The organism is Mucilaginibacter sp. PPCGB 2223, assembly GCF_001705515.1.
GTDB lineage: Bacteria > Bacteroidota > Bacteroidia > Sphingobacteriales > Sphingobacteriaceae > Mucilaginibacter.
The window spans coordinates 153,418-178,104 of the sequence record NZ_MDJS01000005.1 but is presented as its reverse complement, the minus strand read 5'-3'; the positions used below and the strand labels follow the sequence as shown (position 1 = coordinate 178,104).

At 45.4% G+C, this 24,687-nt stretch carries 26 protein-coding genes and 1 tRNA gene; 12 read left to right on the top strand and 15 right to left on the bottom strand.

Annotated elements, in window-relative coordinates; translation table 11 throughout:
- Nucleotides 1–79: 79 nt before the first annotated feature.
- The 3 genes from BEL04_RS22035 to BEL04_RS22025 form a co-directional block, all read right to left on the bottom strand.
- A complete protein-coding gene (locus BEL04_RS22035; protein ID WP_066007618.1) occupies nt 80–742 on the bottom strand; it encodes a hypothetical protein in 663 nt (220 codons plus the stop codon).
- 83 nt (nt 743–825) lie between these two features.
- Nucleotides 826–1,404: a Crp/Fnr family transcriptional regulator gene (locus BEL04_RS22030; RefSeq protein ID WP_066007616.1), complete on the bottom strand. Its 579-nt coding sequence runs from the start codon at nt 1,402–1,404 to the stop codon at nt 826–828.
- A gap of 64 nt (nt 1,405–1,468) precedes the next feature.
- Nucleotides 1,469–1,987, bottom strand: coding sequence for a hypothetical protein (locus BEL04_RS22025; protein ID WP_066007611.1), 519 nt, complete (start codon nt 1,985–1,987; stop codon nt 1,469–1,471).
- 352 nt (nt 1,988–2,339) lie between these two features.
- On the opposite strand from BEL04_RS22025, the gene murF reads away from it, so the two are divergent.
- Nucleotides 2,340–3,641 carry a UDP-N-acetylmuramoyl-tripeptide--D-alanyl-D-alanine ligase gene (murF, locus tag BEL04_RS22020; RefSeq protein ID WP_066007606.1) on the top strand — a complete coding sequence of 434 codons (1,302 nt, stop codon included), beginning with the start codon at nt 2,340–2,342 and terminating at the stop codon, nt 3,639–3,641.
- A gap of 6 nt (nt 3,642–3,647) precedes the next feature.
- A complete protein-coding gene (locus tag BEL04_RS22015; RefSeq protein ID WP_066007604.1) occupies nt 3,648–4,763 on the top strand; it encodes an AhpC/TSA family protein in 1,116 nt (371 codons plus the stop codon).
- Nucleotide 4,764: 1 nt separating this feature from the next.
- On the opposite strand, the gene BEL04_RS22010 is transcribed toward BEL04_RS22015, so the two are convergent.
- Entirely contained in the window at nt 4,765–5,910 is a 1,146-nt protein-coding gene (locus tag BEL04_RS22010) for an FAD-binding oxidoreductase (protein WP_066007603.1), read from the bottom strand.
- A gap of 66 nt (nt 5,911–5,976) precedes the next feature.
- On the opposite strand from BEL04_RS22010, the gene BEL04_RS22005 reads away from it, so the two are divergent.
- From BEL04_RS22005 to BEL04_RS21995, 3 genes are read left to right on the top strand one after another with little or no spacing between them, the layout of a single operon-like run.
- Entirely contained in the window at nt 5,977–6,705 is a 729-nt protein-coding gene (locus BEL04_RS22005) for a zinc metallopeptidase (protein WP_066007601.1), read from the top strand.
- A gap of 59 nt (nt 6,706–6,764) precedes the next feature.
- Nucleotides 6,765–7,247: a DUF6252 family protein gene (locus tag BEL04_RS22000; protein ID WP_066007599.1), complete on the top strand. Its 483-nt coding sequence runs from the start codon at nt 6,765–6,767 to the stop codon at nt 7,245–7,247.
- A gap of 9 nt (nt 7,248–7,256) precedes the next feature.
- The gene (locus BEL04_RS21995; RefSeq protein WP_066007597.1) at nt 7,257–7,709 is read left to right on the top strand and encodes a DUF1569 domain-containing protein; all 453 of its coding nucleotides are present in this window, start codon (nt 7,257–7,259) and stop codon (nt 7,707–7,709) included.
- A gap of 563 nt (nt 7,710–8,272) precedes the next feature.
- Here the strand turns inward: BEL04_RS21995 and apaG are convergent.
- Both apaG and dusB read right to left on the bottom strand, forming a co-directional pair.
- Nucleotides 8,273–8,659, bottom strand: coding sequence for a Co2+/Mg2+ efflux protein ApaG (apaG, locus tag BEL04_RS21990; protein ID WP_066007595.1), 387 nt, complete (start codon nt 8,657–8,659; stop codon nt 8,273–8,275).
- 128 nt (nt 8,660–8,787) lie between these two features.
- Nucleotides 8,788–9,780 (bottom strand): tRNA dihydrouridine synthase DusB, encoded by a 993-nt coding sequence (gene dusB / locus BEL04_RS21985; protein WP_066007593.1) that lies wholly within the window; start codon nt 9,778–9,780, stop codon nt 8,788–8,790.
- 41 nt (nt 9,781–9,821) lie between these two features.
- Here dusB and BEL04_RS21980 point away from each other — a divergent pair, with 41 nt between their 5' ends.
- From BEL04_RS21980 to BEL04_RS21960, 5 genes are read left to right on the top strand one after another with little or no spacing between them, the layout of a single operon-like run.
- Nucleotides 9,822–10,745 (top strand): CPBP family intramembrane glutamic endopeptidase, encoded by a 924-nt coding sequence (locus BEL04_RS21980; protein WP_066007591.1) that lies wholly within the window; start codon nt 9,822–9,824, stop codon nt 10,743–10,745.
- Nucleotides 10,745–10,951: a DUF2007 domain-containing protein gene (locus BEL04_RS21975; RefSeq protein ID WP_066007584.1), complete on the top strand. Its 207-nt coding sequence runs from the start codon at nt 10,745–10,747 to the stop codon at nt 10,949–10,951. Before BEL04_RS21980 ends, BEL04_RS21975 begins: the two co-directional genes overlap by 1 nt.
- 6 nt (nt 10,952–10,957) lie before the next feature.
- Complete coding sequence (locus BEL04_RS21970) at nt 10,958–11,761, top strand: phosphatidate cytidylyltransferase (protein ID WP_066007583.1); 804 nt, start codon at nt 10,958–10,960, stop codon at nt 11,759–11,761.
- 46 nt (nt 11,762–11,807) lie between these two features.
- Nucleotides 11,808–12,419 carry a phosphatidylserine decarboxylase gene (locus tag BEL04_RS21965; protein WP_066007582.1) on the top strand — a complete coding sequence of 204 codons (612 nt, stop codon included), beginning with the start codon at nt 11,808–11,810 and terminating at the stop codon, nt 12,417–12,419.
- A gap of 16 nt (nt 12,420–12,435) precedes the next feature.
- The gene (locus BEL04_RS21960) at nt 12,436–13,323 is read left to right on the top strand and encodes a phosphatidylserine decarboxylase (protein ID WP_066007580.1); all 888 of its coding nucleotides are present in this window, start codon (nt 12,436–12,438) and stop codon (nt 13,321–13,323) included.
- A gap of 6 nt (nt 13,324–13,329) precedes the next feature.
- Here BEL04_RS21960 and BEL04_RS21955 read toward each other — a convergent pair whose 3' ends face one another.
- The 7 genes from BEL04_RS21955 to BEL04_RS21925 form a co-directional block, all read right to left on the bottom strand.
- Nucleotides 13,330–13,629, bottom strand: coding sequence for a hypothetical protein (locus BEL04_RS21955; RefSeq protein WP_175404132.1), 300 nt, complete (start codon nt 13,627–13,629; stop codon nt 13,330–13,332).
- 11 nt (nt 13,630–13,640) lie between these two features.
- Complete coding sequence (locus BEL04_RS21950; protein WP_066007577.1) at nt 13,641–15,515, bottom strand: M1 family metallopeptidase; 1,875 nt, start codon at nt 15,513–15,515, stop codon at nt 13,641–13,643.
- 150 nt (nt 15,516–15,665) lie between these two features.
- Nucleotides 15,666–17,099 (bottom strand): DNA/RNA non-specific endonuclease, encoded by a 1,434-nt coding sequence (locus BEL04_RS21945; protein ID WP_066007576.1) that lies wholly within the window; start codon nt 17,097–17,099, stop codon nt 15,666–15,668.
- A gap of 184 nt (nt 17,100–17,283) precedes the next feature.
- Complete coding sequence (locus tag BEL04_RS21940; protein WP_066007574.1) at nt 17,284–17,796, bottom strand: glutathione peroxidase; 513 nt, start codon at nt 17,794–17,796, stop codon at nt 17,284–17,286.
- 134 nt (nt 17,797–17,930) lie between these two features.
- Nucleotides 17,931–18,362 carry an rRNA maturation RNase YbeY gene (gene ybeY, locus BEL04_RS21935; protein ID WP_066007572.1) on the bottom strand — a complete coding sequence of 144 codons (432 nt, stop codon included), beginning with the start codon at nt 18,360–18,362 and terminating at the stop codon, nt 17,931–17,933.
- Nucleotide 18,363: 1 nt separating this feature from the next.
- Nucleotides 18,364–18,786, bottom strand: a complete 423-nt coding sequence (locus tag BEL04_RS21930; RefSeq protein WP_066007571.1) for an ATP-binding protein — start codon at nt 18,784–18,786, stop codon at nt 18,364–18,366.
- Nucleotide 18,787: 1 nt separating this feature from the next.
- Nucleotides 18,788–22,114, bottom strand: a complete 3,327-nt coding sequence (locus BEL04_RS21925) for a DUF4175 family protein (protein ID WP_066007569.1) — start codon at nt 22,112–22,114, stop codon at nt 18,788–18,790.
- Between the two features lie 345 nt (nt 22,115–22,459).
- Here BEL04_RS21925 and BEL04_RS21920 point away from each other — a divergent pair, with 345 nt between their 5' ends.
- The gene (locus BEL04_RS21920) at nt 22,460–22,723 is read left to right on the top strand and encodes a hypothetical protein (protein WP_066007567.1); all 264 of its coding nucleotides are present in this window, start codon (nt 22,460–22,462) and stop codon (nt 22,721–22,723) included.
- 86 nt (nt 22,724–22,809) lie between these two features.
- Nucleotides 22,810–22,883, top strand: a tRNA-Pro gene (locus BEL04_RS21915).
- 177 nt (nt 22,884–23,060) lie between these two features.
- Here BEL04_RS21915 and BEL04_RS21910 read toward each other — a convergent pair.
- Nucleotides 23,061–23,507 carry a chromate resistance protein ChrB domain-containing protein gene (locus tag BEL04_RS21910; protein WP_066007565.1) on the bottom strand — a complete coding sequence of 149 codons (447 nt, stop codon included), beginning with the start codon at nt 23,505–23,507 and terminating at the stop codon, nt 23,061–23,063.
- Nucleotides 23,504–24,679 carry a chromate transporter gene (locus BEL04_RS21905; RefSeq protein WP_066007564.1) on the bottom strand — a complete coding sequence of 392 codons (1,176 nt, stop codon included), beginning with the start codon at nt 24,677–24,679 and terminating at the stop codon, nt 23,504–23,506. The genes BEL04_RS21910 and BEL04_RS21905 overlap by 4 nt, the downstream gene beginning before the upstream one ends.
- Between the last annotated feature and the right edge of the window lie 8 nt (nt 24,680–24,687).

Sequence of the window (24,687 nt, the reverse complement as noted above, 5' to 3'; positions counted from 1 at the left end):
ACTATCCAGGCTGGCTTTCATTTGCTTGAGTAAATGTCTTGAGAGGTGCTGAAACAAGTTCAGCATGACTCCGTTTTTTTTATTTCTTTACAAGTAGCTCCCTCACACATACCAGGTGCGAAAACAGTACCACCGGCACAATAAAGCAAGGCAGCCAGATATATGGGAACTGTAGGATAGCAATATTAGGCTGCTCAAAACCAAAATGTTGGAATTTAAACGGTGCCGAAAGTATAGCGATAGTTACGATGTTGAACAGCAAGGCCATACAGGCAAAATTCCACGCAAGTAACGCAGACTTATGGAGCTTGGGTTTATAATAACCAAAATACCAGGTGATAGGTGCTGTGATCCCTGATAAGATATCCAGGTTCCGCCCCTCAAAAGTCATAATTTGCGGAACAAGATGGTGAAGGTACAATTGTAATATCCCTATCTCCACCAAAATACGGATGATATGCATTGCAGTAAGCCATGCAGGGTTGAATGAATCTACAAATAGTTTACCTGACCGGCTAATAAACAACAACAGGATCAAAATCAGTGGCGGTAATATGGCCAGCATAATCCTTGGCGGTGCGGTATTGGTTACCTGGTAAAAACCGGCGCTGCTGACAACTGCCTGTAGTATCAGCCATCCTAAAGGAACCAATAAAACTATAGCCTTGCTGCCACTTGCTTTGTATAATATAAACAAGGCAATGAGTGCGATAACGATAAATAATGCGGGTAGTATTTCCATTTTACAGTGTGTTTAAATACACAACAAAGGAAGTTTTCAAACCGGAGCCTACGCTTGCCATTTGGCAAGAAATGCAACAAGGCTTATTTATGCGCCATCTCTTTCCTGATCCGGCTCAGCGAGGTATCGGTGATGCCCAGGTAAGTGGCGATGGTTTTTAACGGAGCGTTCCGGATGATCTCGGGGTTTGATCTGAGCAGGTTTGCATAACGCTCCTCGGCCGATTCGGTGATCATGGACAGCATCCGCACTTTCAGGTCCGAAAAACCCTTTACCAATATCGAGCGCCCGAATTCGCGGAACTCGGGCATGGTATGGAAAAGATTATTCAATTCGTCGAACGTGATGAACCGGCCCCGGCAATCGGTTAATGCCTGTATGTTTTCTTTAGAGGGTGTGCGGTTAAAATATGATGACACTTCAAATACGACCTGGTTACTGCTGCAAAAACCGGTAGTAATATCATTACCATCAACATCGTAAGCAAATAAGCGTAAAAAGCCGCTCTCAACAAAAAGGTATTCGTTGCTTACCTGCCCTGATTTTAACAGGTAGTCGTTCTTTGAGAGTGTTTTTTCATGAAAATGGGCAGCGATTTGCTGCGCACCGGTAAGCGAAACCAGGCCCGATTGGTATAAAAATAAGGTAAGCGCATCGTTCATTACAGTCGGACTTTGGTGTTAAGTTAACACAAAAAACCGAATGCAGATTGCAGGCAGTGCTCTTTTAGTAGTTGAGGGTAATAGCCTCGGTAATAGAGCCTATGCCATAAGGTACCGAATGTTCCCGTTTAGGATCGGGTTTCGGTGAGTGATCAAAACCTAACTGGTGGCACCACTCGTGGGTTAAATGACCGGCATATTCGGCAAGCGAAACACTGTTAAACCAATCGCGGTAGGTAAATATCTTACGGGTATTGGTATCTGTGTAGCCTATGTGTTCTTCGCCACCGCCTGGCAATAATTCGAGGTGCAGGTCGATTTGTTTAACACCGGCATCATCAGCACCCGAGTGTTGAGTCACTATTTCATAAACCTGGTGATTGGTGTGTGGCTTATCTATCCATTTTCCAAAAAACGAACGACGATAATGGAACCTGAACAAGCCATCGGTGGTAAACTTTAGCACCCGCTCCCTGAACTTTTCACTGTTCAGAATATTATTTAGTGTCGAGTTGGCCGCCTCAACTTTTTTTAACTCTTCGGTGGTAAAACCATTTGCCGTAGCAATGTTAATTTTTATCATAACTATCGGTTTTAAAGTACTACTGAATTATTGCTAATATAATCATTTTCATTATTAGTTGTCCTGACTAAAATGTCTTTTTTTAAAAGAAAAACAATCAAAGCAGCAAACGGTTGCAGCATTTTTAATATTTGTTCGCTTTTATTAAATTTTTTTCAAAATCGTAAATCTGTTTTGGTTTATTGCCCTGTTTAGTGGCAGAGTAGTACAAATAACCCCAAAACTTTAACGATATCTTAAAGTATAATCACTGATATTTTACCGTGTTTTAACGGGTAAGTTTAAATTTTAGCAGTTTTTCACCCGGTTATCCGCGTTCAAATATTTAAACTTGCATACAGTAACCTACAAAATGAGCACAGAAGAGCTTTATCAGTTATATATTCAGCACCCCGTTATCAGTACCGACACACGCAACATCAGCCCGGGGTGTATGTTTTTTGCCTTGAAGGGCGACAAGTTCGATGCCAATACTTTTGCAGCCCGGGCTATTGAAAGCGGTGCCGCTTACGCAATTATTGATAACCCGGATTACGAAAATGGCGACCGCCTTATCCTGGTAGACGATGTTTTAACGGCCTTGCAGGACCTTGCGCGTTACCACCGCAGGCAACTGCCGATACCCGTTATCGGGCTGACCGGGTCGAACGGAAAAACCACTACGAAAGAGCTGATCAACGCTGTACTATCACAGCATTATAAAACCTATGCTACCAAAGGCAACCTCAATAACCATATCGGGGTGCCGCTGACCATCTTAGCTATCGATAATACCGTCGAAATAGCGGTAATTGAGATGGGAGCCAATCACCAGAAAGAAATTGAGCTGCTTTGCAGCATTGCGCAGCCCAGTCATGGTTTAATTACCAACGTAGGCAAAGCGCACCTCGAAGGTTTTGGCGGCGCCGAAGGTGTTAAAAAAGGCAAAGGCGAACTGTTCGATTTCCTCAAGGTACATTTAGGTGTAGCGTTCGTAAACAATGACAGTGCTGTTCTGAAAGATATGGCTGCCGAACGAAGCCTGACAAACGTGCTTTATTACGGCCACGATGCCGGCAATACTGTTTCGGGCAGCTTATTGGAAAACGCCCCGTTTTTAAAACTGCAGTGGAAGCTGAAGGACGGTGCGTATTTTGCGGTACATTCTCAGCTCACCGGTGCTTATAACCTCGATAATATTCTGGCTGCCATTTGCATCGGTAATTTTTTCGGGCTTTCGCCGGAGGAGATCAACCAGGGCATCGCGGGCTATCAGCCTACAAACAACCGCTCGCAAATCACCCAAACTGCCAGCAATACGCTGATCTGCGATTATTATAACGCCAACCCAAGCAGCATGGCTGTCGCGATAGATAACATCGCGAAACTGGAAGCGCCGCATAAGGTGTTGATATTAGGCGATATGTTTGAATTGGGAGAAGAGTCGCCGGCTGAGCACCGCATGGTTATTGAAAAAGCTATGCAGGTACCGGCCGATCAGCACATTTTTATAGGCCACGAGTTCTACAAGAGCAATGGCAAGGTTAAAGCCACCTTTTACGACACCGCCGAAGAGGCCATTGCCGGGTTGACAAATCGTCCCATTAAAAATGCTACTATTCTCATCAAAGGCTCACGTGGCATGGCTTTGGAACGTTTGGTAAATTTATTTTAGAACTTCATGAAAAAACTCATCATTATACTGGTTTTGGCAGGTGCAGTCGTGGCTGTTTTTTTTGTACTGCGTTCGCCGAAGAAGAACACCGACGGTTTTACCATCACCGGCACAGTAACCGGTTTTGCCGATAGCACCAAAATATACCTCGAAGATGCGACGCCAGGAGGCAGGCTTAATATTATCGACTCGACGCAAATAGCAGGGGGCAAATTCACCCTGAAAGGTAGAGTAAACGGCACGACCATGAACGTAATGCTCGGCACAAAAAACAACGAAGATTATAAGTTTTTGTGGGTTGAGAACACCGACATGGAGTTTAATGCCGCTAAGGGCAAATTTAACGATGCCGTGATAACTGGCTCAGAAACACAAAAGGATGCCGATAAACTGGCCTCGGCCGTTAGGCCGGTAACTGTTTCTATCGACAGCCTTAACCATGCCCTGCAGGCCGATAGCCTGGGTTTTAACCAGGCGGCTAACGCCAAAATGTTTGATGTGCTGCGAAACCGCGAGATAACAATATCGGCGGCGTTTATAAAAAGCAATCCAAACTCGGTAGTCAGCGCCGAAGCGCTCAATACTTATGCCGCCTCACTGGGCAGGGATAAAACCAGGCAGTTATACAACGCGTTTTCGGCCGAAGTTAAGACTTCGCCATACAGCAAAAGTATCGCCGAGTACCTATCGCTAAACAAAAACCTGAAGGTTGGCGATAAGTATGCCGATTTTATACTACGCACGCCTGATGGCAGGGACGTAAAACTATCCGACTTTGCCGGAAAGATAACGCTGGTTGATTTTTGGGCATCATGGTGCGGGCCATGCCGCGCGCAAAACCCCGATCTGGTTGCCGCTTATCACAGGTATAAAAGCAAGGGCTTTGATATTTTGGGGGTCTCGCTCGATACCGAAAAAAAGGAATGGGTTGATGCTATTTTTCAGGATAAACTGGTGTGGATAAACGTAAGCGACCTGAAAGGCGACCGTAGCATACCTGCGCTTATTTACGGCGTATCGGGCATACCCGATAACGTTTTGATAGGCAGGGATGGCACCATATTGGGCCGCGACCTGCGCGGACATGCCCTGGCAGATAAACTGGCCGAGGTGCTGAAGTAAATCAGCTGTTTTGCAGCGCCAGCTCAGCCACCTGTTCGCCTACCAGCGTGCCCATGGCTACGCCCATGCCGTTGCAGCGCACGGCGCAATAAACATTAGGTTCAATTTGTTTGATGACCGGTTGAATATCGCCGCCAAAGCCCATAATGCCGCTCCACCAATAGTCCACCTCAAACCGCTGTCCGGGCAAAATAACCCGCTGCAAGTAATCGAGCAGTTTTTGCTTTACGCGATCGGTATGGCCGAATTCGGTGGTTTGTTCGGCAGCAAAATCGAGGTTGCGTCCGCCGCCAAAAAGTACACGTCCGTCGATATTACGGAAGTAATAATAACCTTCGTCAAAATGGTAAGTGCCCTTCAGTTTCAGCTCATCAATAGGTTTGGTTACCAAAACCTGCCCGCGGCCGGGTATTACATCAAGCTCGGGGAATAACTGTTTTGCAAATGCATTGGTCGCGATGATCAATGTCCTGGTTTTAAAAACGCCCTGTTCCGTCAGCACTTCAACCGAATGGTTTTGCTGTGCGATATTCTTAACCATGCAGTTATTCAAAACCAATATTCCCGAGCCCTGCACTTTCGTCAGCAAGGCCCGCATCATTTTGCCTGTATGTATCTGGCCCTCGCAGGTATTGTATATCATCCGGCTAACGCCTTTAAAGCCAAAGTCTGCAATTTTTTCATCGGCTACTGCATAAATGTCAGCACGCCCAATAACAGGCGAGAGTAAATTATTCAGATAGCCGATCTTAGCTATGCATTCATCAGCCCTGTTCGTATCACCATCAAAAAAAAGTTCGTAACCCCCGTATTCCTGGTAGTCGATATTATCGTCACCCAGCTTCTCGCGAAGCCTTTTCAGCCCGCGGCATTTGTAATCAACCAGTTGCACCACTTCTGCTTCGGATGCCTGTTTCAACAGCCCCAATTGCTCCGAAACCGTTCCGAAACAAGCAAAACCGGCATTTTTGGTACTTGCGCCGCTGGGCAAAAAACCGCGCTCCAAAACCACAACGTTTAATCCGGGCCGCAGGGTTTTGAGGTGCAGCGCTGCGTTAAGGCCTACGATGCCGCTGCCAACGATAATAACATCGCATTCGCCCACAAATGCGGTCTGCTCCCAGTACGAATAATTTTGCGCCATCATTTTAGTGCACCTGTTACAGTTAATAATCGGAATACTTTTTGAATATATCTATAAAAAACAAATACCATGAATAGTTTAACATTCATAACCGCATATATAGGCTATAATTCGGGCTGGTTTTTGATGATCGCCGTAGCCATTGTCAGTTTTATCGTACAGGCCCGCTTCAGGAGCAAATTCAAAACCTACTCCGAAACAGGTTTGCTATCCGGCCTGTCAGGCCAGGAGGTTGCCGAAAGGATGCTCAAGGATAACATGATCTATGATGTGCAGGTTATTTCGGTTGAGGGCCAGCTAACCGATCATTACAATCCCGAAACCAAAACCGTAAACCTGAGCCCTGATGTGTATTACAGCCGCAGCGTGGCCGCGGCCGCTGTTGCCGCACACGAATGCGGACACGCCTTGCAGCACGCCAAAGCGTACTCGTGGCTTAATTTCCGATCGTTTATGGTGCCAATCGTCAATACTGCATCAACACTCACCACCTGGACGCTCATGATCGGTGTATTATTACTCATATTTACCAACAACCCGTTTGTACTGGCCATAGGCGTTGCTGCTTTAGCTGTAGTTACTGCTTTTAGCTTTATCACCCTGCCGGTTGAGTTTGATGCCAGCAACCGTGCCCTGGCCTGGCTCAATAACAACTACACCGTAATGAAAACCGCCGAAGAGCACGAACAGGCTAAAGACGCGCTTTGGTGGGCCGCCATGACCTATGTTGTTGCCGCATTGGGTTCGCTGGCTACTTTGCTGTATTACGCATCATTTTTATTTAACCGCCGCAACTAACCAACCAGGGAACCTGTTTTCATAAATTGTCTGTATATTTATCAATGTATTGACGATTTATGAAAAACGCCGGCGTCTCATTCTTTTTCCTGGCACTCAGCATTATGCTGTTTAATTCGTGCGATAAAGGGTCGGGATCGTTAAGTACAAAGCCTGTAACAAGCTTAAGCAACGATTATTACATCACGCTTAAAGTTGATGGGGTTAGCCAGGCATCCTATTTAAATGCGGCTATTCTTTATATCAGCACCAACAGCATTCAAATCGTAGGGCAGCTACCCGGTAACCAAAGCGTTAACCTGTTGATAGACGATCTGAAAACAGGCGTTTTTAATATTGCTGCAAACAATACCATTTTAAGTTATAATGCTACCCCGGCTAATACAGATACCTTTATAGGTACCATTGGCACCGTCACCATTACCGGCCTGACTACCGACACCGTGACGGGCACTTTTCAGTTTACCGCCACAAACTTTAATAACAATGCCACCAAAACAATCAGCAACGGGATTTTTAATTTAAAATATACCAGGCAATAAAGCAAAAACATGGAAAGCGTATTCAACCACGACGATGTAAGCAAACTGATAGCACGCATCAACAAGTTAAACCCTTCAACCCAGCCGCTTTGGGGTAAAATGAGCGTAGGGCAAATGCTGGCCCATTGCAATGTAACCTACGAACTGGTATACACCGACAAGCACCCCAAACCAAATGCTTTCATGAAGTTCATCCTGAAAACGCTGGTTAAAAAAACCGTTACCGACCCCAAACCTTACAAACATAACCTGCAAACAGCGCCGTATTTCCTGATCAGAGAAGATAAAGATTTTGAAGCCGAGAAAGCGCGGTTAATCGGCCACCTTAACCAAACGCTCGAACTGGGCGAAAGCTATTTTGATGGTAAGGAATCGCACTCATTCGGCAAGTTAACCGTTGCCGAATGGAACACCATGTTCTGGAAACACCTCGATCATCATCTGAGCCAGTTTGGAGCGTAGGGATGTTGGAAAATTATTACCTTTTATGTTGCACCTGACTCATTTAAGAAAACATCGGTATTCTTCGGTATTTTTCACAAGATTTTCACGAATTATCATTGCGAGCGAGGGGGGGAATTGTACCTGCCAGCCGGCAGGCCGGAGAAATTTTTGCAGGCCTGTTAACATCTTTTCTCATCATATAGGCACCAATGAACAAATGACCAGTGAACTAATGAACTACTATCAAGCTTCGCGCCTAACTATACAATATAGCCATAATTATTCAAAAACGCAAGCTTATTGTTCGCTTTTGCGTTAAGTGATTGCAGCGCCCGCCTGCCGGCAGGCAGGGATACCGGCCTCGTGGCTAATGCCTACGCAGTATGAGCGGAAAGCGCGGCCCGCAGGGAAACGCCCGGATAAAAAAGAATCAAGAGTCGAGACTCAAGAATCAAGACGAAAAACATATTACCCTTATTGACTGGATTAAAGTCCGCGTATCCAATCAACGTAAGCCTATCGCAAACAAAAAAGCCCCGTTACTCTCACAACAGGGCTTTCCTTTTTATGTAAATAAAATCCTAATTCAACTTATACGGCGCTATCAGATAAAACTCCGGTATTTTAACATTAAACACACTGTTATCCACCAGGCGCAGCATCTGGTACTCGCCTTTCATGCTGCCGGTATCGGTTTTTAAGTTACAGCCCGAAACATACTCGTGCGAGTGCCCGGGTTCGATAATAGGCTGCTGGCCAACTACGCCTTCGCCCTCCACCTCTCGCTTGGTACCGTTCGAGTCAAATATCGTCCAATGCCTGCGCAGCAGTTGCACGGTATTGCTGCCCACATTCTCAATATTGATTTTGTAAGCAAACATAAAATGATCGTTCGCCGGGTTTGAGTACTCCGGCTGGTAAACGGTTTCTACCGAAACCTTAACTCCATCTGTAATTGTATTAACCATAACGGTGTAACTTTCAATTCAAACATAAATAAAAAAAAATCTATTTTGTTCATAAACCATCTAACAAAATGGTGATAAACCAATAAAAATTTTCTTTTGTTACTTATACGGATAACGGCAATCAATAATTACGCCATCTCTAACGAATATTTATCGGCGATGGTCTGCAGAACGTCAAATAATTCGTTGATGTTCTCGGTCGAAACCAGTTTCATCCTGAACTCTTTGAAATTGTCTAAACCTTTAAAGTAGTTGGAATAGTGCCTGCGCATTTCAAAAATGCCTGTTTTTGGCCCTTTCCACTCGATCGATTTTTCGAGGTGGATACGGCAGTTCTCGACTCTTTCGGTAATTGTCGGTGGATCGAGGTGCTCGCCGGTGGCAAAAAAATGCTTGATCTCTCGGAAAATCCAGGGGTTACCGATCGAAGCACGGCCGATCATCATGCCGTCGACCTCGTATTCCATGCGCCAGTTGGCCGCCTTTTCGGGCGAATCGATGTCGCCATTGCCAAAAATGGGAATTTTAATCCTCGGATTTTTTTTGATATCGCGTATCAGCGACCAGTCTGCAACACCTTTATACATCTGCGCACGGGTACGGCCGTGGATGGTAAGCGCCTTGATACCCACATCCTGCAGGCGCTCGGCAACCTCGTAAACGTTTTTGGTATTATCGTCCCAGCCTAAACGGGTTTTAACCGTTACCGGCAGGTGCGTAGCTTCGACAACAGCTTTGGTCATGGCTACCATTTTGTCGATATCCTGCAGCAAGCTTGCGCCCGCGCCACGGCAGGCCACATTTTTTACCGGGCAGCCGTAATTAATGTCCATCAGGTCGGGGCGGGCCAGAGTAGCAATTTCGGTAGCGGTGCGCATGCTGTTGATATCGCTGCCGAATATCTGTATGCCGATAGGGCGCTCATACTCAAAGATATCGAGCTTGGCGCGGCTTTTTGCCGCATCACGGATCAATCCTTCCGACGAGATGAACTCGGTATACATCATGTCGGCACCGTTTTTTTTGCACACATAACGGAACGGCGGATCGCTCACATCCTCCATCGGCGCAAGTAACAGCGGAAAATTCCCCAGGTCGATATTTCCTATTTGAACAGACATGACTATCTTTAAGCGCTGCAAAGGTACAAATATTAACTCATATGAAAGAAAATGCCGTTTCACCGCTCCATCCAAGCCTGCAATTCCTGGTATTGGCCGCTATAGTTATCGGCTGCATGCTGGCCGGTGTGCTGATAGGGGCCGGGATCATTGCTGCTGTTTACGGCTTAAAAACCATTACGCAGATCGGTACTTTCAACACGGCTTATCCCGGGGTATTAAATTCCATCTGGATATTGCAGATAACTACCACTACTATCCCGCTATTTTTGGGGCCGGTTGTTTTTGCCAGATACATTGTTCGTGAGCCCGTAGCCTATCTGAAGGCAAATACCCCTGTTAAGCCAATGCTGTTTGTTATGGCTTTGGCGGTCATGCTTTTTTCATCACCCGTGATGGAATGGCTGGTCAATATCAACCAGCAGATGAAGTTTCCGCATTTTATGCAGGGCATTTACGATTGGATGCGCCACAGCGAAGACGAGGCGGCTAAAGAAACGCAGCTGCTTTTACAGATGAACAGCCTTGGTGCCATGTTTTTCAACCTGCTGGCGATTGGTTTGTTAACCGCCATAGCCGAAGAGTTTCTGTTTCGCGGTTGCATACAAACCATATTTACCCGGTGGACGCGCAACCGGCATTGGGGCATCTGGATTGCGGCCATCCTGTTCAGCGCTTTTCACATGCAGTTCTTCGGCTTTTTGCCGCGGCTGATGCTGGGTGTATTGTTCGGTTATTTCGCGGCATGGAGCGGCAGTATCTGGCCTGCGGTATGGGGGCATTTTATCAATAATGGTTCGGCAGTGATACTCACTTACCTGTATCAGCAAAAGGCTGTTAAAATTAATCCCGATGATCAGCATGTATTTAATTCTTTACATTACGTGGCCAGCCTTGCATTAACCGTGTTTTTACTGATAGTTTATCGTAATATTGCACAATCCAAAAAACCACTGCCGATGTAATGGAAAAAGACTGGATCAGGATATTTACTTCTGCAAACTACTATCAATCGGAGATTGTGAAGCAAGTACTCGCCGAAAACCAGGTCACCAGTGTATTGATCAATAAGCAGGATTCATCGCATCGCAATTTTGGTAATATTGATGTGTATATCCATCAGGAAGATTTTAGCCGGGCTATCGAGATTATCATCCTGAACCAAACGTAATTTTTTATGAAGACACGCGCTATCACAGGCATCTTTTTTATCATAATCATGCTCGGGTCGCTGCTTAGCGGCTTGTGGGTTTTTACCGCATTTTTCGCCTTACTCAGTCTTTTGTGCCTTAACGAGTTTTATAAAATGGTTAAAACCGGCGATGTTAATCCTAACCTCATCATCGGTTTAATAGGCGGTATCTGCATTTTTGCCGGCATAGGCCTCCACTATGCTTTAAATATCGATTCGAAGTTCCTGCTTATCATTGTGCCCGTTGTGGGCAGCATTTTTATATCCGAGCTTTACAAAAAGTCCGAACACCCGTTTACCAACATCGCTTATACCATAGTAGGTTTAGCTTACGCGATAGCGCCTTTTTGTTTCTTTTTCGGCTTAGCGTTTATGAGGGGCAGCTACAGCTTCCATTTCCCGCTGGCATTTATGTTACTATTATGGAGCAACGATACCGGCGCTTATGTTGTAGGGCGCTGGCTGGGCCGCACCAAGCTTTTTGAGAGGCATTCGCCGCAAAAAACCTGGGAGGGTTTTATCGGCGGGGTTTTATTTGCTGTTTTTGTATCGGGCATTATTGCCTATTATTTAAAAGATATCACCAGTTTGGAGTGGAAAGGTATGGCCGTGATGATCGGTTGCTTTGGTACCATGGGCGATTTGGTTGAATCGATGTTGAAACGTAGCCTGAACGCTAAAGATTCCGGTAGCCTGCTGCCCGGTCATGGCGGTTTGCTCGACAGGTTCGACGGCCTGTTTCTTTCGGCGCCATTAGTATTTGCATACCTGTACCTGATCACAAATTAGTATTTTTGGACTATTAATTAATTTTTTCGAACCTGCAATTAACAACATGACCATTCATAAAGAGGGTTACACCAATATAGCGATCTGTGTTCTACTGATCTTTCTGTTTAATGCTATCGCCCAGTTTTACGCTCCGCAGGCGCATCTGTTTAAATGGCTGGTTTACATTCTATCATTAGCCTTTTTTGCCGCTACGATCTGGTTCTTCCGCAGCCCGGCTATCTCTATTGCCGCAAACGACAAGGCTGTTTTAAGCCCCGCAGATGGCACCATAACCGCGATTGATGAAATAGATGACAGCGAATATATCAAGGGCCGTTATACCAAAGTATCTATAGCCATTGCACCAACCGACCTGAGGGTTAACCTGAGCCCGGTTAGCGGCAACGTAAAATACGCGCAAAAAAACGGCCATGCCACAGTAGCTATCGAAAGTATTTCGGGAGCCGTTATATTGTACCGCCAGTTGCCGGGTTATTCCAAACACATGGTTACCTATGCCAAACAAGGTGATAGCATCGCACAGGGTGATCAGATCGGTTTTGCTATGGGTGGCGCAAATGTTGAGGTGCTGATACCTGTTAGCTCGCCAATCAGTGTACAGGTTAACGCCGCTGTAAAAGCCGGCCAAACGGTTCTGGCACAATTAAAATCATAAAAATAGTATTGCGGTAATGGCAGTCTACATCTACGACCGAAAAACAAAAAAAACCATCGAAGAAAACGCTTTTAAAGTAGATGGGCTGATATTTCTGTATAAAACGCTTGCCGGTAAGCTGCTCACCAACCTGGTGCTTAAAAGGCGCTTTGTTTCGACTGCCTACGGCCGGGTGATGAAAGGCAAGAAAAGCCTGAAACAAATACCTAAGTTTATCAAACACTATGATATCGACGTGAGCGAGATTAAACGCCCGCTCAATTCGTTTGTGAGCTTTAACGATTTTTTTATCCGCGAACTGAAACCCAGCGCCCGCCCCATCGATCAAACTCCCGGGCATTTGATCTCGCCTGCCGATTCGCGCCTGATCATCTGGGATTTAAATAAAGTTGACCAGGTGCCGGTAAAAGGTTACTGGTACCAGCTGAACGACCTGGTGAAAGATAAAGCTTTAGCCGACGAATTTGCCGATGGCTGGTGCTTTGTATACCGCCTGGCCCCGTCCGACTATCACCGTTATGGCTACATCGATAACGGCCGCCAGGATAGGGTGCAGAAAATTAAGGGCATACTCCACTCGGTAAACCGCATCGCCCTGGCCGAAACCAGCTCGGTAATGGCCAAAAACTACCGCGAGTTAACCGTTCTGCATACCGAAAACTTTGGTACGGTGCTGCACATCGAGGTGGGGGCTTTATTCGTCGGCAAAGTGGTGCAGCGCCAGTACGGTGCCTATACCTTTAAACGCGGCGAAGAAAAAGGCTGGTTCGAATTCGGCGGCTCAACCGTGATACAGCTGTTTAAAAAAGGCAGTATCGTACCTGATGCGGATATCATCGAGCAATCCGGCAAAAACACCGAGGTACTGGTTAAGATTGGGGAAAAGGTTGGGGCGAAAGCATAAGAAAGTTTAATCTCCAACGGCCATTAATCCCTCTTTCGATTGGCTGAATCGTGTAATGATATCCGATAATCTTTCTCTCACTGAGACGTTTAAGCGGGCTTTTTTCAAATAATCACTAAGCAACTGAATAATTAGCTCAATATGGTCCTGAGATATCCTGGTAGTTCCATACTCATCTATTTGCAAACCGCTTAACCTTCTATACTCATTCAGGACTTCTATTAAATTGTATATATCGACCTCTGTGAGCTCAAACAATCTTTGCTGGAGACTGCTGTCAGAAATATTATAAAAATCTAATGCCATTATTTGTATTGCTACTTCTTCACCTCCCAAACGTTATTCTTCTTATCCACATCCGGGTCGTAAATACCACCCAGTACTAAACGTTCCACCGGTTTATCTGCCGTAAAGCTAACAGCTACTTCCTTATTACCGTTTCGCCAGCAGGAGATGTCTTTATGGATCAGTTTGGTTGTGCCGTCGGCGTAATAAACTGTCAGGTCGATGGGTATCATCTTGGTGCCGATATTGGTGATCACGGCTATATATTCTTTGCCGGTTTTCCGGCTAACCTTGCTGATGGCCTGGTCGGGCGCACCGCGTTCCATAAACCAATTCTTCCAAAACCAGTTGAGGTTCATACCGGCTCCTATATTCATACAGTTAAAAAAATCGTAAGGTATGGGGTGCCTGCCGTGCCATTGCTCAATGTAGTAATGCAAGGCTTTGGTAAACAAGGCGTCGCCTAACATATCGCGCACGTACATATATCCCAGGCCTGGTTTCGGGTACGAGTTTGCGACATAACTTGGCGTTGTTTGCTGGGTTGATAAGGTGATGATAGGCAAATCTTCCTCCTTGCCCCCGATAGTTTCGTACAAACCGATGCCATCTACATCAACTACTTTTGGATCGATCATACCGCTAAGCGTCCATTCGCCAATGGTGGCCCAGCCTTCATCCATCCAGCCGTATTTGGTTTCGTTAATGCCCATGTAAAACGGGAACATCGAGTGGAATATTTCGTGGTCCGTCAGCTCAATGGCATCGTCGGTTTTTTCGAGCGGGTTATCGTTTACCATCATCGGGTATTCCATCTGGTCGAGCCCGTCCACCACGGTTTCATGCTGGTACGGGAAGGGCCATTTCGGGAAAGTATGGCTCATCAGGCTAACGGTTTTACGCGCAAAATCAATTACCGGGAAATAATCTTTATGAGCCGGGTTAAACACCGCATCAACGCGTGTGCGCCTGCCGGTAAGCGAGTCGACGACCGGGCTGGCCGCCATCCATAGGTAATGGTCGCTGGCGGCGAACACAAAATCTGTTACATTATCCGCTTCAAACCGCCAGGTGTTGAATGGCCTTTTTGTAGTAACGTTACCCGCCTGCAGGTCGGCTTCGCTTACAACGGTAGTAATATCGCTCGTCTTTTCGGCCAGGCTGATCTGCTTTACAATTTGCGGATTATAAACTTCGGAGGCATTCTTCAAATCGCCTGTTGCCCAAACCTGGTAATTGCCTGGCATGGTTATCTCGGCATTGAAATGGCAAAAATCATTATAAAACTCCTCGGTGCCCAAATAAGGGTATTTGTTCCAGCCGTCGATATCGTCGTAAACGGCTATCCTTGGAAAAAAATAGGCGATAAAATACGAACCCGAGTCAACCTGTCCGGTGCGCACATGCGATGTGCGGTTCAGTGTATACGAATAGCTGATATCGACATGCAGCTTTTGTTTCGACAACAGGGGCTTGATATTAAGCGCCATGTTCGTGCCGTCGATATTGGCGTCGGCCAAATCCTGGTTTTCATTATTGATAGCCAGCCTGCCGATCTGTACCCCGTCGCTCATATCTACAGCATCAATTTTATAGTTACGCATCACCCCTTTTTTATAAAAATTAGGGTAGAGCTTAAACCACAGTTGTTTTAAAGTATCGGGGCTGTTATTGGTATAATCGATACCGACAGTACCTTTAAGGTTTCGCGTTTGCGGATCGAAGCTGATCTTGATGTTATAACCGGCCGTATTTTGCCAGTAGTTTTTACCCGGCTTACCGCTGATGGTGCGTGTTTGGTTCAGGTAGGCCTGTTCGATATTTAAAGGCGGCGATAAATAGGTTTGGGCATCAGCATTGACTATAACCGAGACGAGCGTTATAAGGGGCAGCAATTTTTTGATCATGAAAGCAGTTAATACGGTTACTAAGGCTACAATTTACGCATTTGTTTTTAAACGTATTTAGCGGCGTATAATTTATCCAGTAAAATTTAATTCACAAAAAAGGCCATTCTAAAAAATAGAATGGCCTTCTGTGATCTCTTTTGGGATAAATCAGCTGCCCGGATCTGTTTTAACAGCTAATGCATCATGGACGCTTGCCGGTAATGCCGAAAGAATTTTATAGCCCGTAGCATCTTCGATCGACTTCATGGTAACGATATATTTCTTCCAGTCGGAGTTGATGCTGTTAACGTTAGGCGTATTTACCGAAAGCACCCTGGTGCTCGATGAAACACGTGCCAAATCGCCATTACCTACCGGTAAAATTACTGCAACCTTCCAAACGTTGCTTGGCACGGCAATATGGCCGTTGTTAATGCTTGTCGTAGTGCCGCCAAGCGAACCCGTACCACCGCTTCCGTAGCTGCCCATAATGATATATACTTCGTAGCCCGACGATGTAAGACTGCGCAGGTAGTTTTCGAGGTTGCCCCAGGTTTGCTGGTTATTATTTGGCGCCTGAGGGATCATGTTGGTCATCAGGAAAGTTGCCGCATTGGCATTAAATGAACTTGTCCTGTCGGCCGAAGGACAATTGTGCCCCCTGTCGAACCCGCTGCCCGAGTAGCTGTTGCTCTGCACCGCGTACATACCCGCCAGTAAGCCGCTAAAGGCTGCAAAATTGTCTAAACGGCCCTGGGCGTTCGTAGTATTGCTGGCATCTAAATGCCAGCTTACCCAGTTAGGTTCGGCACGGGTTGCGTTGTAGCTTTCTACATAATAATGCTGGTCAAATAAGTAATTATCGTTTGATATGGTTGCCGCGTTCGAAGGGTTTCCGAACAGCAAATTGCTGTTGTCGCCGTTTGCCGGTGGTGCGTCGCTGCCATAAAGTGCGGCCCTTGCAGCAGCTGCGGTACCTGTTGATGCCGTATCAACAGGGCTGCTTGGCGGTACGCTTACGGTAATGCCCGGGTCGCCGATACCTTTAAAGGTAATATCATCGATGTTGATACGGGTTGTAGATGTTTTGACGATTTTGAAACGGATTTTGCCGGTTGTGCTTACTTTAAACGAGTCGACAACCAAAGTTGTGCTTGTTTCGTTAATGGTGTTTCCTAATTGGGTGTAGGTAGTACCGCCATCGGTCGAGGCCATTAACTGCCAGGTTGTGGCAGCATCCGAACCATACAAAGCGTGGCTGATATATAATGTTTTTAAATTGGAAATATCAAAGTTCATACCCAGCGATCCGGTACGCACCCTGGCCGAAAATGAACCGTCTTTGGCATCGTTGCTCAGGTTACCGATAAGGGCGTCGTTAAAATCCCACGAACCGGTTAATAAGGTTACATTAGCATCCGCGTATGAAGTTTTTGTGCCGTATTCAAAACTCTCGACAATAGAATAAGGTACTGTGCTCGGGTTTACACCTGTTGGCGTGGGTGTATCTATTAATTGCGACTGATCGGGCTGTGCTACCTTGGCGCAGGAAGCAAAGACCATAGCGATAACTGAGAGTGCAAATAAGTACTTAATCTTCATTTGAGGGAATTTAAAATGTTTTGCAAAGTAAGCTTTTACGTGTTAACTAAATGTTAAAGATACTGAATTTAATTTATTAATCGCTGCATTTTTTTTATAAAAACACCTAATTAAAAAACAATTATGCAAAAAAACAGGCCATATTTGACAATATGGCCTGTTTTGTATAGGGTTGATTGGTTACTTAGTTCAAGTATTTGGTCAATTCGGGCGACATCGGCGTAACCGGCGAACGGAAGCGGTGGATCAGTTTACCGTTTTCATCCAGCAAAAATTTCTCAAAGTTCCATTTGATTTCTCCCGTAAAATCAGGATTAGGGGCGTTTGTTAAATACTTAAATAAAGGGTCGATATCATCGCCCTTAACACTGATCTTGGTACTTAACGGGAAAGTGACACCATAGCGTGCTTTGCAAAACTCTTTAATGGTTGGATCGCTGCCGGGCTCCTGGCCGCCAAAGTTATTTGCCGGGAAACCAACTACAACCAGCTTATCCTTGTATTTATCGGCCAATTGTTGTAATTCGGCATATTGAGGGGTATAACCACATTGCGATGCCGTGTTTACCACCAATATTTTTTTGCCTTTATATTTAGCCAGGCTAAAGGCTTTGCCATCAATGTCTTTCAGTTTAAACTCGTAAGTTGGCGCAACAGCTACAAACATCAGGGCGCAAATTAATGCTAATACTTTCATGGTTTAATTTTTTAAGTTTATTAAATACGGTTATATATACTCGCTTTTTGTGATTTTGGTTGCCTTAAACGGTTGAAATACAAGGCAATTTTAAGCAGATTAAAGCGCATTTTTTAAAAAAAGCGCTTACGTATTTAAAATTTTACCTGGGCAAGGTAAAAATCTTCCTTAGCGGTCATCAAAGCCTTATCGGCTTTGCTTTTATCTCTGTAGCCCAACAGGTGTAATGCGCCATGAATAATAACCCGGTGCAGCTCGTTGGCTTCGCTCACCGAAAATTTTGCAGCATTTTCGCGGATGCGTTCTATCGAAATAAAGATATCGCCGCCGATCATTTTTTCCTTTTCCGAATGATCAAACGTAATGATATCGGTATAGGTATCATGATCCAAATACTGCCGGTTAATGCCGATGAGGTATTTATCCGAGCAAAAAATGTAGTTGAGTTCTTTCAGTTTATAGCCTTCGGCAACTATCGTATCCTTTATCCATCCGCGCAAAGCGGTTTTATTTTTGGGCTTAAATTTGATATCTTCTTCAAAAAAGAAAACGGGTATACGGGGCATCTTAAAATTTAAAGAGTAGTTCAACCTCGTTCCCCGCGCTATTAAAAATACACTGGTCGGCCAACTGTTTAACGATAAAAACGCCACGGCCGGTTAAATTCTCCAGGTTTTCGGGGGCGGTTGGGTCAGGAAGTTTATTGTAATCAAAGCCCGGGCCCTCGTCGGTAATCGTCCAGGTAACGCGCCGGCCATCAACTTCGGCATTGATAATTACTTTTTTATTTTCATCCAGCTTGTTTCCGTGTACGATAGCATTAATAAACACCTCATTTAAGCAGGTCATCATATTCGCAAAAGTATCGTCCGGAATGTTGTATTTACTTGCCATCGCCTCGATCAAATTCTCGAGCGCGTTGAGGCTCTCCATTTTTGACGGGAGTTGCAAAGTAAATAATTCGCCGGTATCTATATTGGGCTGTTCCATACTACTTGCCGTTAATTTGATCAAAATATTGTTTGATTTTTGATTTATAATAAAAATTCAGGGTTGGAGGTACCGTTTGTATCTGCTCGGTTTGCTTGTTTTTGGCTTGCTGATAGTTTTGCAGCGCTTTGATGTAACCGGGTGGAATATCTTTTCCAGCATTGCTTTCCCTCCTTTGTTCCTGTTCCCTTTCTTGTTCAGCCTTCTCGGCTTCTAATAAACGCGTTTGTATTTGTTGTTGCCGCTTAAGGGTTTCATCCAGTACTTTTCTGTTTACGAGATCTTTTTCAGTTTGTTCCATTTGCTTCGAAATATTATCCAGATCGCCTAAACCCTTGGTACCGTCTTTGTTTTCCTGGTTATTAATCTGCTGCAATGCCTGGCGTATCTGCTGTTGCTCGCGGGCCATCCGGGCAAATTGCTCGCTCATGCCGTTTTGCCCCTGTTTGCTTTGGCCCTGGTTACCCTGTTGCTGCATCTGCTCGCGCATTTTTTGCATGTTCTTATTCAGCTGTTGCTGCATCTGGCTCAATTGAGATAGCGAGGGCTGTTTTTTCTTCCCGGCTCCTCCTTTCGCATTTTTCATGCTTTTTTGAACATTGTCCAATGCATCTGCCAACATTAATGCCAGGTTGTTCATCGATGTCATGGCATACTGCTGGTTTCGGTTGGCTTCGCTCGTATGGCGCTCGCCCAAATTGGTCAATGCCTGGTCAATATTGCTATTGATTGCGCCCACCTCTTTGTTTACCGTCGATTGTATCTGCGGAACCCGTTTGCTTAGTGAATATAGGCTATCCTCCACATTTTTCAAATTATCTTTAATATCTTTTTGCTTTTGCGACCAGCTGATATAAGCCGGGTCATTGGTGTTCATGCTGCGCAGCGTCTGCATTGTTTTTTCCTGATCGAACGAACTATTAACCAGATTTTTAATCAGCTCGCGCAATTGCTGAACATCAATCTGCGATTGCTCCTCTTCTTCCTGCTGTTGCATTTGCTGCAGTTTTTGCGATAACTGTCTCATTTGCTGGGCAGCTTGCTTTTGCGCCTGCGATGCTTTCGGCTTATTGTTTTTGCTCAACTCGTCGCTGCTTTTATCCATTTGCTCGTCAATGTTCTGCTCGTCTTTTTTAGGTTCTTCAAAATCGCTTTTTTGTTCCAGCTGATCGTTCTTCTGCTTGGTATCTTCCAACGATTTTTTGATATCCTTAAAATCGTTCTTCAACTGATCCTGCTTTTGTTGTAAGTCTTTTTGATCGCTGTTGGGCTGTTTGGTTTGATCGGATAATTTATCGAGCTTATCAGCGGTTTTATTCAGCTGATCGATGTTCTCTTTCAGTTTTTGCTCAACCTCGAGTTTTTTATACAGCTCGAGCATCCGGTCGAGCTCCTTTTTGAGCGATTTATTATCCATCTGCAATTTCTGCAGCTGGTCCTGCGCCATATCCTTTTGGTTTTGCTCCAGCATTTGCTGCAGGTTTTTAAGCAACTCTTTTGTCTTCTCATCCAACACATGATCGAACAGGTCCTTAATCTGCTTTTGCTTATCGAGTATTTCCTGATCCTGCTGTTTGTTTTCCTGCCTGTCGAACAGGTTCTGCTGATTTTCCTTCTGGATGTCCTTTACCAGGTTTTCCAGTTCCTTGCGTTTTTCCAGCAGGTCCTGTATCTGCTTCTTCTCGTCAAAAGATAGTGAGTTTTTGTTCAGCAACAGCTGATTTAGCTTTTGAGCTTCTTTTTCAACTTCGCCCGAAAGCTTGATGGCCGATTGCATTTTCTGTTTCACCGATTGCGAACCGGCATCCAGTTGCTTATCCAGCTCCTTTTCGCTTGGTACATGCAGGGTATGCTCTGCCGAGCGCACCCGTTTCGGGCCGTTAACGCCATCGTTATCGGCAACTTCAAAATAATAGCTCACCTCGTCGCCGGGTTTTGCGCCCATGTCCTTCAAATTCCAATAATAAAAAAAGTCGGCTTGTGTGCTGTTCAGATCGGCTTTCACCGGTTGTGCCGATACCCGGGGCTTTTGATTATCGTGTGCATCTATGGTGCAATGGAATGTCAGCGACGAAAAACCGTAATCATCCTGGATCTTGCCGTTAAAATAAATCGCCTTCGAGCTCACCGAGTCCTGTTTTTCATCCACATTGATCATGGGCGGCTGATCGGTAATCACATTGATGCGGTATGCCGCCGAATCGCCACGGTTCACCATGTTGTTGATGGCCTTCAGTGTATAAACGCCCGGTTTTAAAATGCGTTCGGTATGTAAAAACGTGTTATCGGCGCCTGGTATCTGCAGCACACGGTCGTTCATACCGAACAACAGCGTGCTCGCATTTTGGGTGTGCAATTGCCAGCGTACGGTGGTGCCTTCGGGAAGGGTCAGATCGCCGGCATTGTTAACCTGCTCGTTCTTTTTATGGATATAGGCCGGGTACTGTAAATCGACATCAAACCTTAGCAGCGATGGCTTCAGGTGCACGCTGATCTCGTATTCGGCCGATTGAAAATCGTTACCGGTAAGCCTGAACTTCACGTTTTGCTGCAGGTTGGAAAATACGTAATTAAACCTGCTGATATTTTCTTTATTAAGCTTGAAGGTATTGTTTCCCGTTTCGAGGTAAACATCGTTCGGGAAACGGTCGCCGGTAAGCTTCAGCTCCAGCTTCAGGTCTTCGCCCTGCACGGCAGATAAGTTTTGATTAACGATAACAAAATTAAATGGCGCTTTAGGGGCAAAATACTGATTATGTTTAATCAGCCGCTCGGTGCCTTCTTTTAAAACCGAAGGGGCGGTAAACGCCAGGATCACGATGATACAAAACGGAACGAGCACCCACTTCAGGTATTTTACATTGGCTTTTATCCGGATGGCCGATGGGAAACTGATAGGCCTGAGCGATACTATTTTCTGGTCGATACTGGCCTCGATGAGCTTTTGCTGTGCCGGGTTTTGGTCGGCCAGGCGTTTTAGTTGCAGCGTATTTAAAAGTTTATCCTGAACATCGGCAAAATGGGTACCGATGATTTCGGCTGCCGCATCATGGCTGATGGTTTTGCCCAGCTTAAAATAAGCCAGCAATGGCGGTAAAACCAGCCATGCAAACACCAGCAGATTGATTAAGATATAACCGAAGAACAATACACTGCGCAGCACAGTGCTAAAATGGCCGAGATATTCGCCTAAGGTAACTGCCACATAACCCGAAAACAATGCTGCACCCAAAAAGATTAACCCGCGCAGTAGCTTATTTAAATAGTACCTGCGTATAAAGGTGTCGATCTTTCTGATCAGCAAATCGTAGTTACCTGCAGCCTCCATAAATGTTTAATAGGTTAAAAGTAATAAACATTGCGTTAAAAACGATATAAACATTATATAATTACGTTGGTAAACAGGTACTTTTTATTTGAATGGTTTTGATTACTATTTTTTTTAAATTTGCAGCATTCTGTTCTTACATCTGCAAAATCAGGTTTCGGCAAAAATTTACCTTTTTAATTACAAGCCATAACGTAATGTTGTGAAAGCTATTCTGCAGACCAAAGGACCCAAAAAATGTTTTTTACACTTTATACAGCGTTAACGGGTTGTTGTTTTAATAGAAAATATGTTATCTTTCAACAATAATTATTAACAACAGCCGAAACACAGAGTTATTGCTTAATGGAAGAAAGAAGATCATCAAGAAGGGAAAGTGATTTAGACTGGAACAAGGTATCAAAACAATGGATATTGATAAGCCAGCTTTTTGTGATCATCTTTTTAGTTTGTCTGGTTGTTGTTATCACTTATACCACTGTCGATTTTCCTTACAATATATTTGTTATAGGTATCGAAATTGCCTTGAGCATTATGTCGGTATTTATGGTCATCAAAGCCAATACCATCCGCCGGCGCAAACACCGGCAGAATAACCAGTACAGATAGCCGGGATTAAATGGCGGACCTTCGGTGTATAATTTCAAATATTCGTTTTGCCTGAAATCAAATTTTTATAATTTTACAACCCTTTACGGGATGTAGCGTAGCCCGGTATCGCGCCAGCATGGGGTGCTGGAGGTCGTGGGTTCGAATCCCGCCATCCCGACTACGGTAAACGTTAACCAGAGCATATTGGAGCAGGCCTTAAACCTTTTCTGATGTGCTCTTTTTCGTTTTGTTTACTACCATCGATGTGCTGCTATCATAACATCTCAAGTTATGGCTGCAGTAGCAATAAAGCGCCTGCTTCCATAGGTATTGAGTTTAAATAACTGATATTTTGTTACTGCACCCAGGTGTGTTTCTCGCCCTGCACTTTAGCCGCCCAACTGTACAGGGCGTCATAGAGCTGCATACCGATAGCTAACTGCTCCTGGTCATCCCGGTAATTGTACGATAGCCCGGCGGATATGGCCCAAAGCCCGGCAGCCTGCGGTGCCAGTTCAAAATGGTCGGTATCCGCGCCGCGCACAATTTTGGCGATCTGTAATAATGCGGGATCGGTTAATTGGTGTTTTTTGATGATATAATCAAAGGTACAAAATTCCCCTTCGTGGCTGTATTCTGCACCGGGTATATCATACGGTACCGCGTTTATTTCGCTTGCCCTGGCAAATACCTGCTCAGCAGGTACAAAGACGAACTCCGCAGCCTCGTCCACAAAGTTCTTAATGAGCCAGGGACAGGCAATACGGTCAATCTTAGGCCGTTCTCTTGTGATCCATTTCATAGCAAATTTTTAATGATGATCCCTAAAACAGCAGCCGTGCCGATCAACTGCGGCTCTTTTATCTTTTTAACATAAGCCAATAACAACACGCTTCCTACGGCGATAACTGCTGTCGGTATATCGATAATGGAGCGTGTCGCAATGATGATGACCGAACCGACCAACGCGCCGATCACCGCAGCGGTAATACCATCCACAAAGGCTTTGATACTGGCATTCTTAGCGATCTTTTTGAAATAGGGCGCTAAGATCACCGTAAACAGGAAACAAGGCAGGAAAGTCGCTAAGGCTGCTACCGCCGCCCCCGGGAATCCGCTCACCAGGTAACCGATGAAACCTACGGTAATCACCACCGGGCCGGGCGTGATCATGGCCACCGCCACCGAGTCCACAAACTGGTTTTCGGTGAGCCAGTGATAATCGTTGACTACCCCGGCGTGCAAAAAAGGAACGATGGCCAGGCCACTGCCAAAAACGAAGGTGCCTGCTTTTAAAAAGAAAAGGCCGATCTGAACCAACGTGTCTTTGGAAAAATTCCAGAAACCAATGCCGGTCAATAATAACGCCGGCAACGTGGTACGCTTTTTCATCCACAAAGGCGGGGCTTTTACGGCCATATACAGCAGCCCGCAACCAACAAAAAGTAATATCTGCTCTTGTTGAGTGATAACGGTAATAACGATAGCTGCGCCATAAAACAGCCATAGCAGCCAGTTGGTCTTCACGGCCGAGACAGTTAGCTTGCCTACGGACTTCAAGGTCAGCTTATAGGCGCCGATGGCAATGATCCCGATCACCGCCGCACCAACGCCGTAAAACACATCGCGCATCCAGGTCAGGCCGCTGTACAATTGGTAGATCATGCCCAAAAGCACGACCATGGCGAACGAGGGCAAAACAAAAGCCAGACCTGTGAGCGTTGCCCCCAACAGGCCATAATGAACGAACCCGATGTAGATGCCCAACTGCGCAGCCAGAGGGCCGGGCGCCAGTTGCGCTAAAGCTAATCCCTCCTTATATTCTTCTTCCGTCAGCCACTGTTTCTGCTCCACTAGGTCGCGGTGCATATAACCTACTAAAGCCACCGGCCCGCCAAATCCCCAGGTGCCAAGTTTGAGGAAATACAGGGCAAGCTCAGAAAGCTGATATTTCGATGTTGCAGGCTTCACCATTTCATTCC

Coding starts and splice junctions, on each gene's coding strand:
- BEL04_RS22035 (WP_066007618.1), bottom strand. CDS start 742: ATGGAAATACTACCCGCATTATTTATCGTTATCGCACTCATTGCCTTG.
- BEL04_RS22030 (WP_066007616.1), bottom strand. CDS start 1,404: ATGAACGATGCGCTTACCTTATTTTTATACCAATCGGGCCTGGTTTCG.
- BEL04_RS22025 (WP_066007611.1), bottom strand. CDS start 1,987: ATGATAAAAATTAACATTGCTACGGCAAATGGTTTTACCACCGAAGAG.
- murF (WP_066007606.1), top strand. CDS start 2,340: ATGAGCACAGAAGAGCTTTATCAGTTATATATTCAGCACCCCGTTATC.
- BEL04_RS22015 (WP_066007604.1), top strand. CDS start 3,648: ATGAAAAAACTCATCATTATACTGGTTTTGGCAGGTGCAGTCGTGGCT.
- BEL04_RS22010 (WP_066007603.1), bottom strand. CDS start 5,910: ATGATGGCGCAAAATTATTCGTACTGGGAGCAGACCGCATTTGTGGGC.
- BEL04_RS22005 (WP_066007601.1), top strand. CDS start 5,977: ATGAATAGTTTAACATTCATAACCGCATATATAGGCTATAATTCGGGC.
- BEL04_RS22000 (WP_066007599.1), top strand. CDS start 6,765: ATGAAAAACGCCGGCGTCTCATTCTTTTTCCTGGCACTCAGCATTATG.
- BEL04_RS21995 (WP_066007597.1), top strand. CDS start 7,257: ATGGAAAGCGTATTCAACCACGACGATGTAAGCAAACTGATAGCACGC.
- apaG (WP_066007595.1), bottom strand. CDS start 8,659: ATGGTTAATACAATTACAGATGGAGTTAAGGTTTCGGTAGAAACCGTT.
- dusB (WP_066007593.1), bottom strand. CDS start 9,780: ATGTCTGTTCAAATAGGAAATATCGACCTGGGGAATTTTCCGCTGTTA.
- BEL04_RS21980 (WP_066007591.1), top strand. CDS start 9,822: ATGAAAGAAAATGCCGTTTCACCGCTCCATCCAAGCCTGCAATTCCTG.
- BEL04_RS21975 (WP_066007584.1), top strand. CDS start 10,745: ATGGAAAAAGACTGGATCAGGATATTTACTTCTGCAAACTACTATCAA.
- BEL04_RS21970 (WP_066007583.1), top strand. CDS start 10,958: ATGAAGACACGCGCTATCACAGGCATCTTTTTTATCATAATCATGCTC.
- BEL04_RS21965 (WP_066007582.1), top strand. CDS start 11,808: ATGACCATTCATAAAGAGGGTTACACCAATATAGCGATCTGTGTTCTA.
- BEL04_RS21960 (WP_066007580.1), top strand. CDS start 12,436: ATGGCAGTCTACATCTACGACCGAAAAACAAAAAAAACCATCGAAGAA.
- BEL04_RS21955 (WP_175404132.1), bottom strand. CDS start 13,629: ATGGCATTAGATTTTTATAATATTTCTGACAGCAGTCTCCAGCAAAGA.
- BEL04_RS21950 (WP_066007577.1), bottom strand. CDS start 15,515: ATGATCAAAAAATTGCTGCCCCTTATAACGCTCGTCTCGGTTATAGTC.
- BEL04_RS21945 (WP_066007576.1), bottom strand. CDS start 17,099: ATGAAGATTAAGTACTTATTTGCACTCTCAGTTATCGCTATGGTCTTT.
- BEL04_RS21940 (WP_066007574.1), bottom strand. CDS start 17,796: ATGAAAGTATTAGCATTAATTTGCGCCCTGATGTTTGTAGCTGTTGCG.
- ybeY (WP_066007572.1), bottom strand. CDS start 18,362: ATGCCCCGTATACCCGTTTTCTTTTTTGAAGAAGATATCAAATTTAAG.
- BEL04_RS21930 (WP_066007571.1), bottom strand. CDS start 18,786: ATGGAACAGCCCAATATAGATACCGGCGAATTATTTACTTTGCAACTC.
- BEL04_RS21925 (WP_066007569.1), bottom strand. CDS start 22,114: ATGGAGGCTGCAGGTAACTACGATTTGCTGATCAGAAAGATCGACACC.
- BEL04_RS21920 (WP_066007567.1), top strand. CDS start 22,460: ATGGAAGAAAGAAGATCATCAAGAAGGGAAAGTGATTTAGACTGGAAC.
- BEL04_RS21910 (WP_066007565.1), bottom strand. CDS start 23,507: ATGAAATGGATCACAAGAGAACGGCCTAAGATTGACCGTATTGCCTGT.
- BEL04_RS21905 (WP_066007564.1), bottom strand. CDS start 24,679: ATGGTGAAGCCTGCAACATCGAAATATCAGCTTTCTGAGCTTGCCCTG.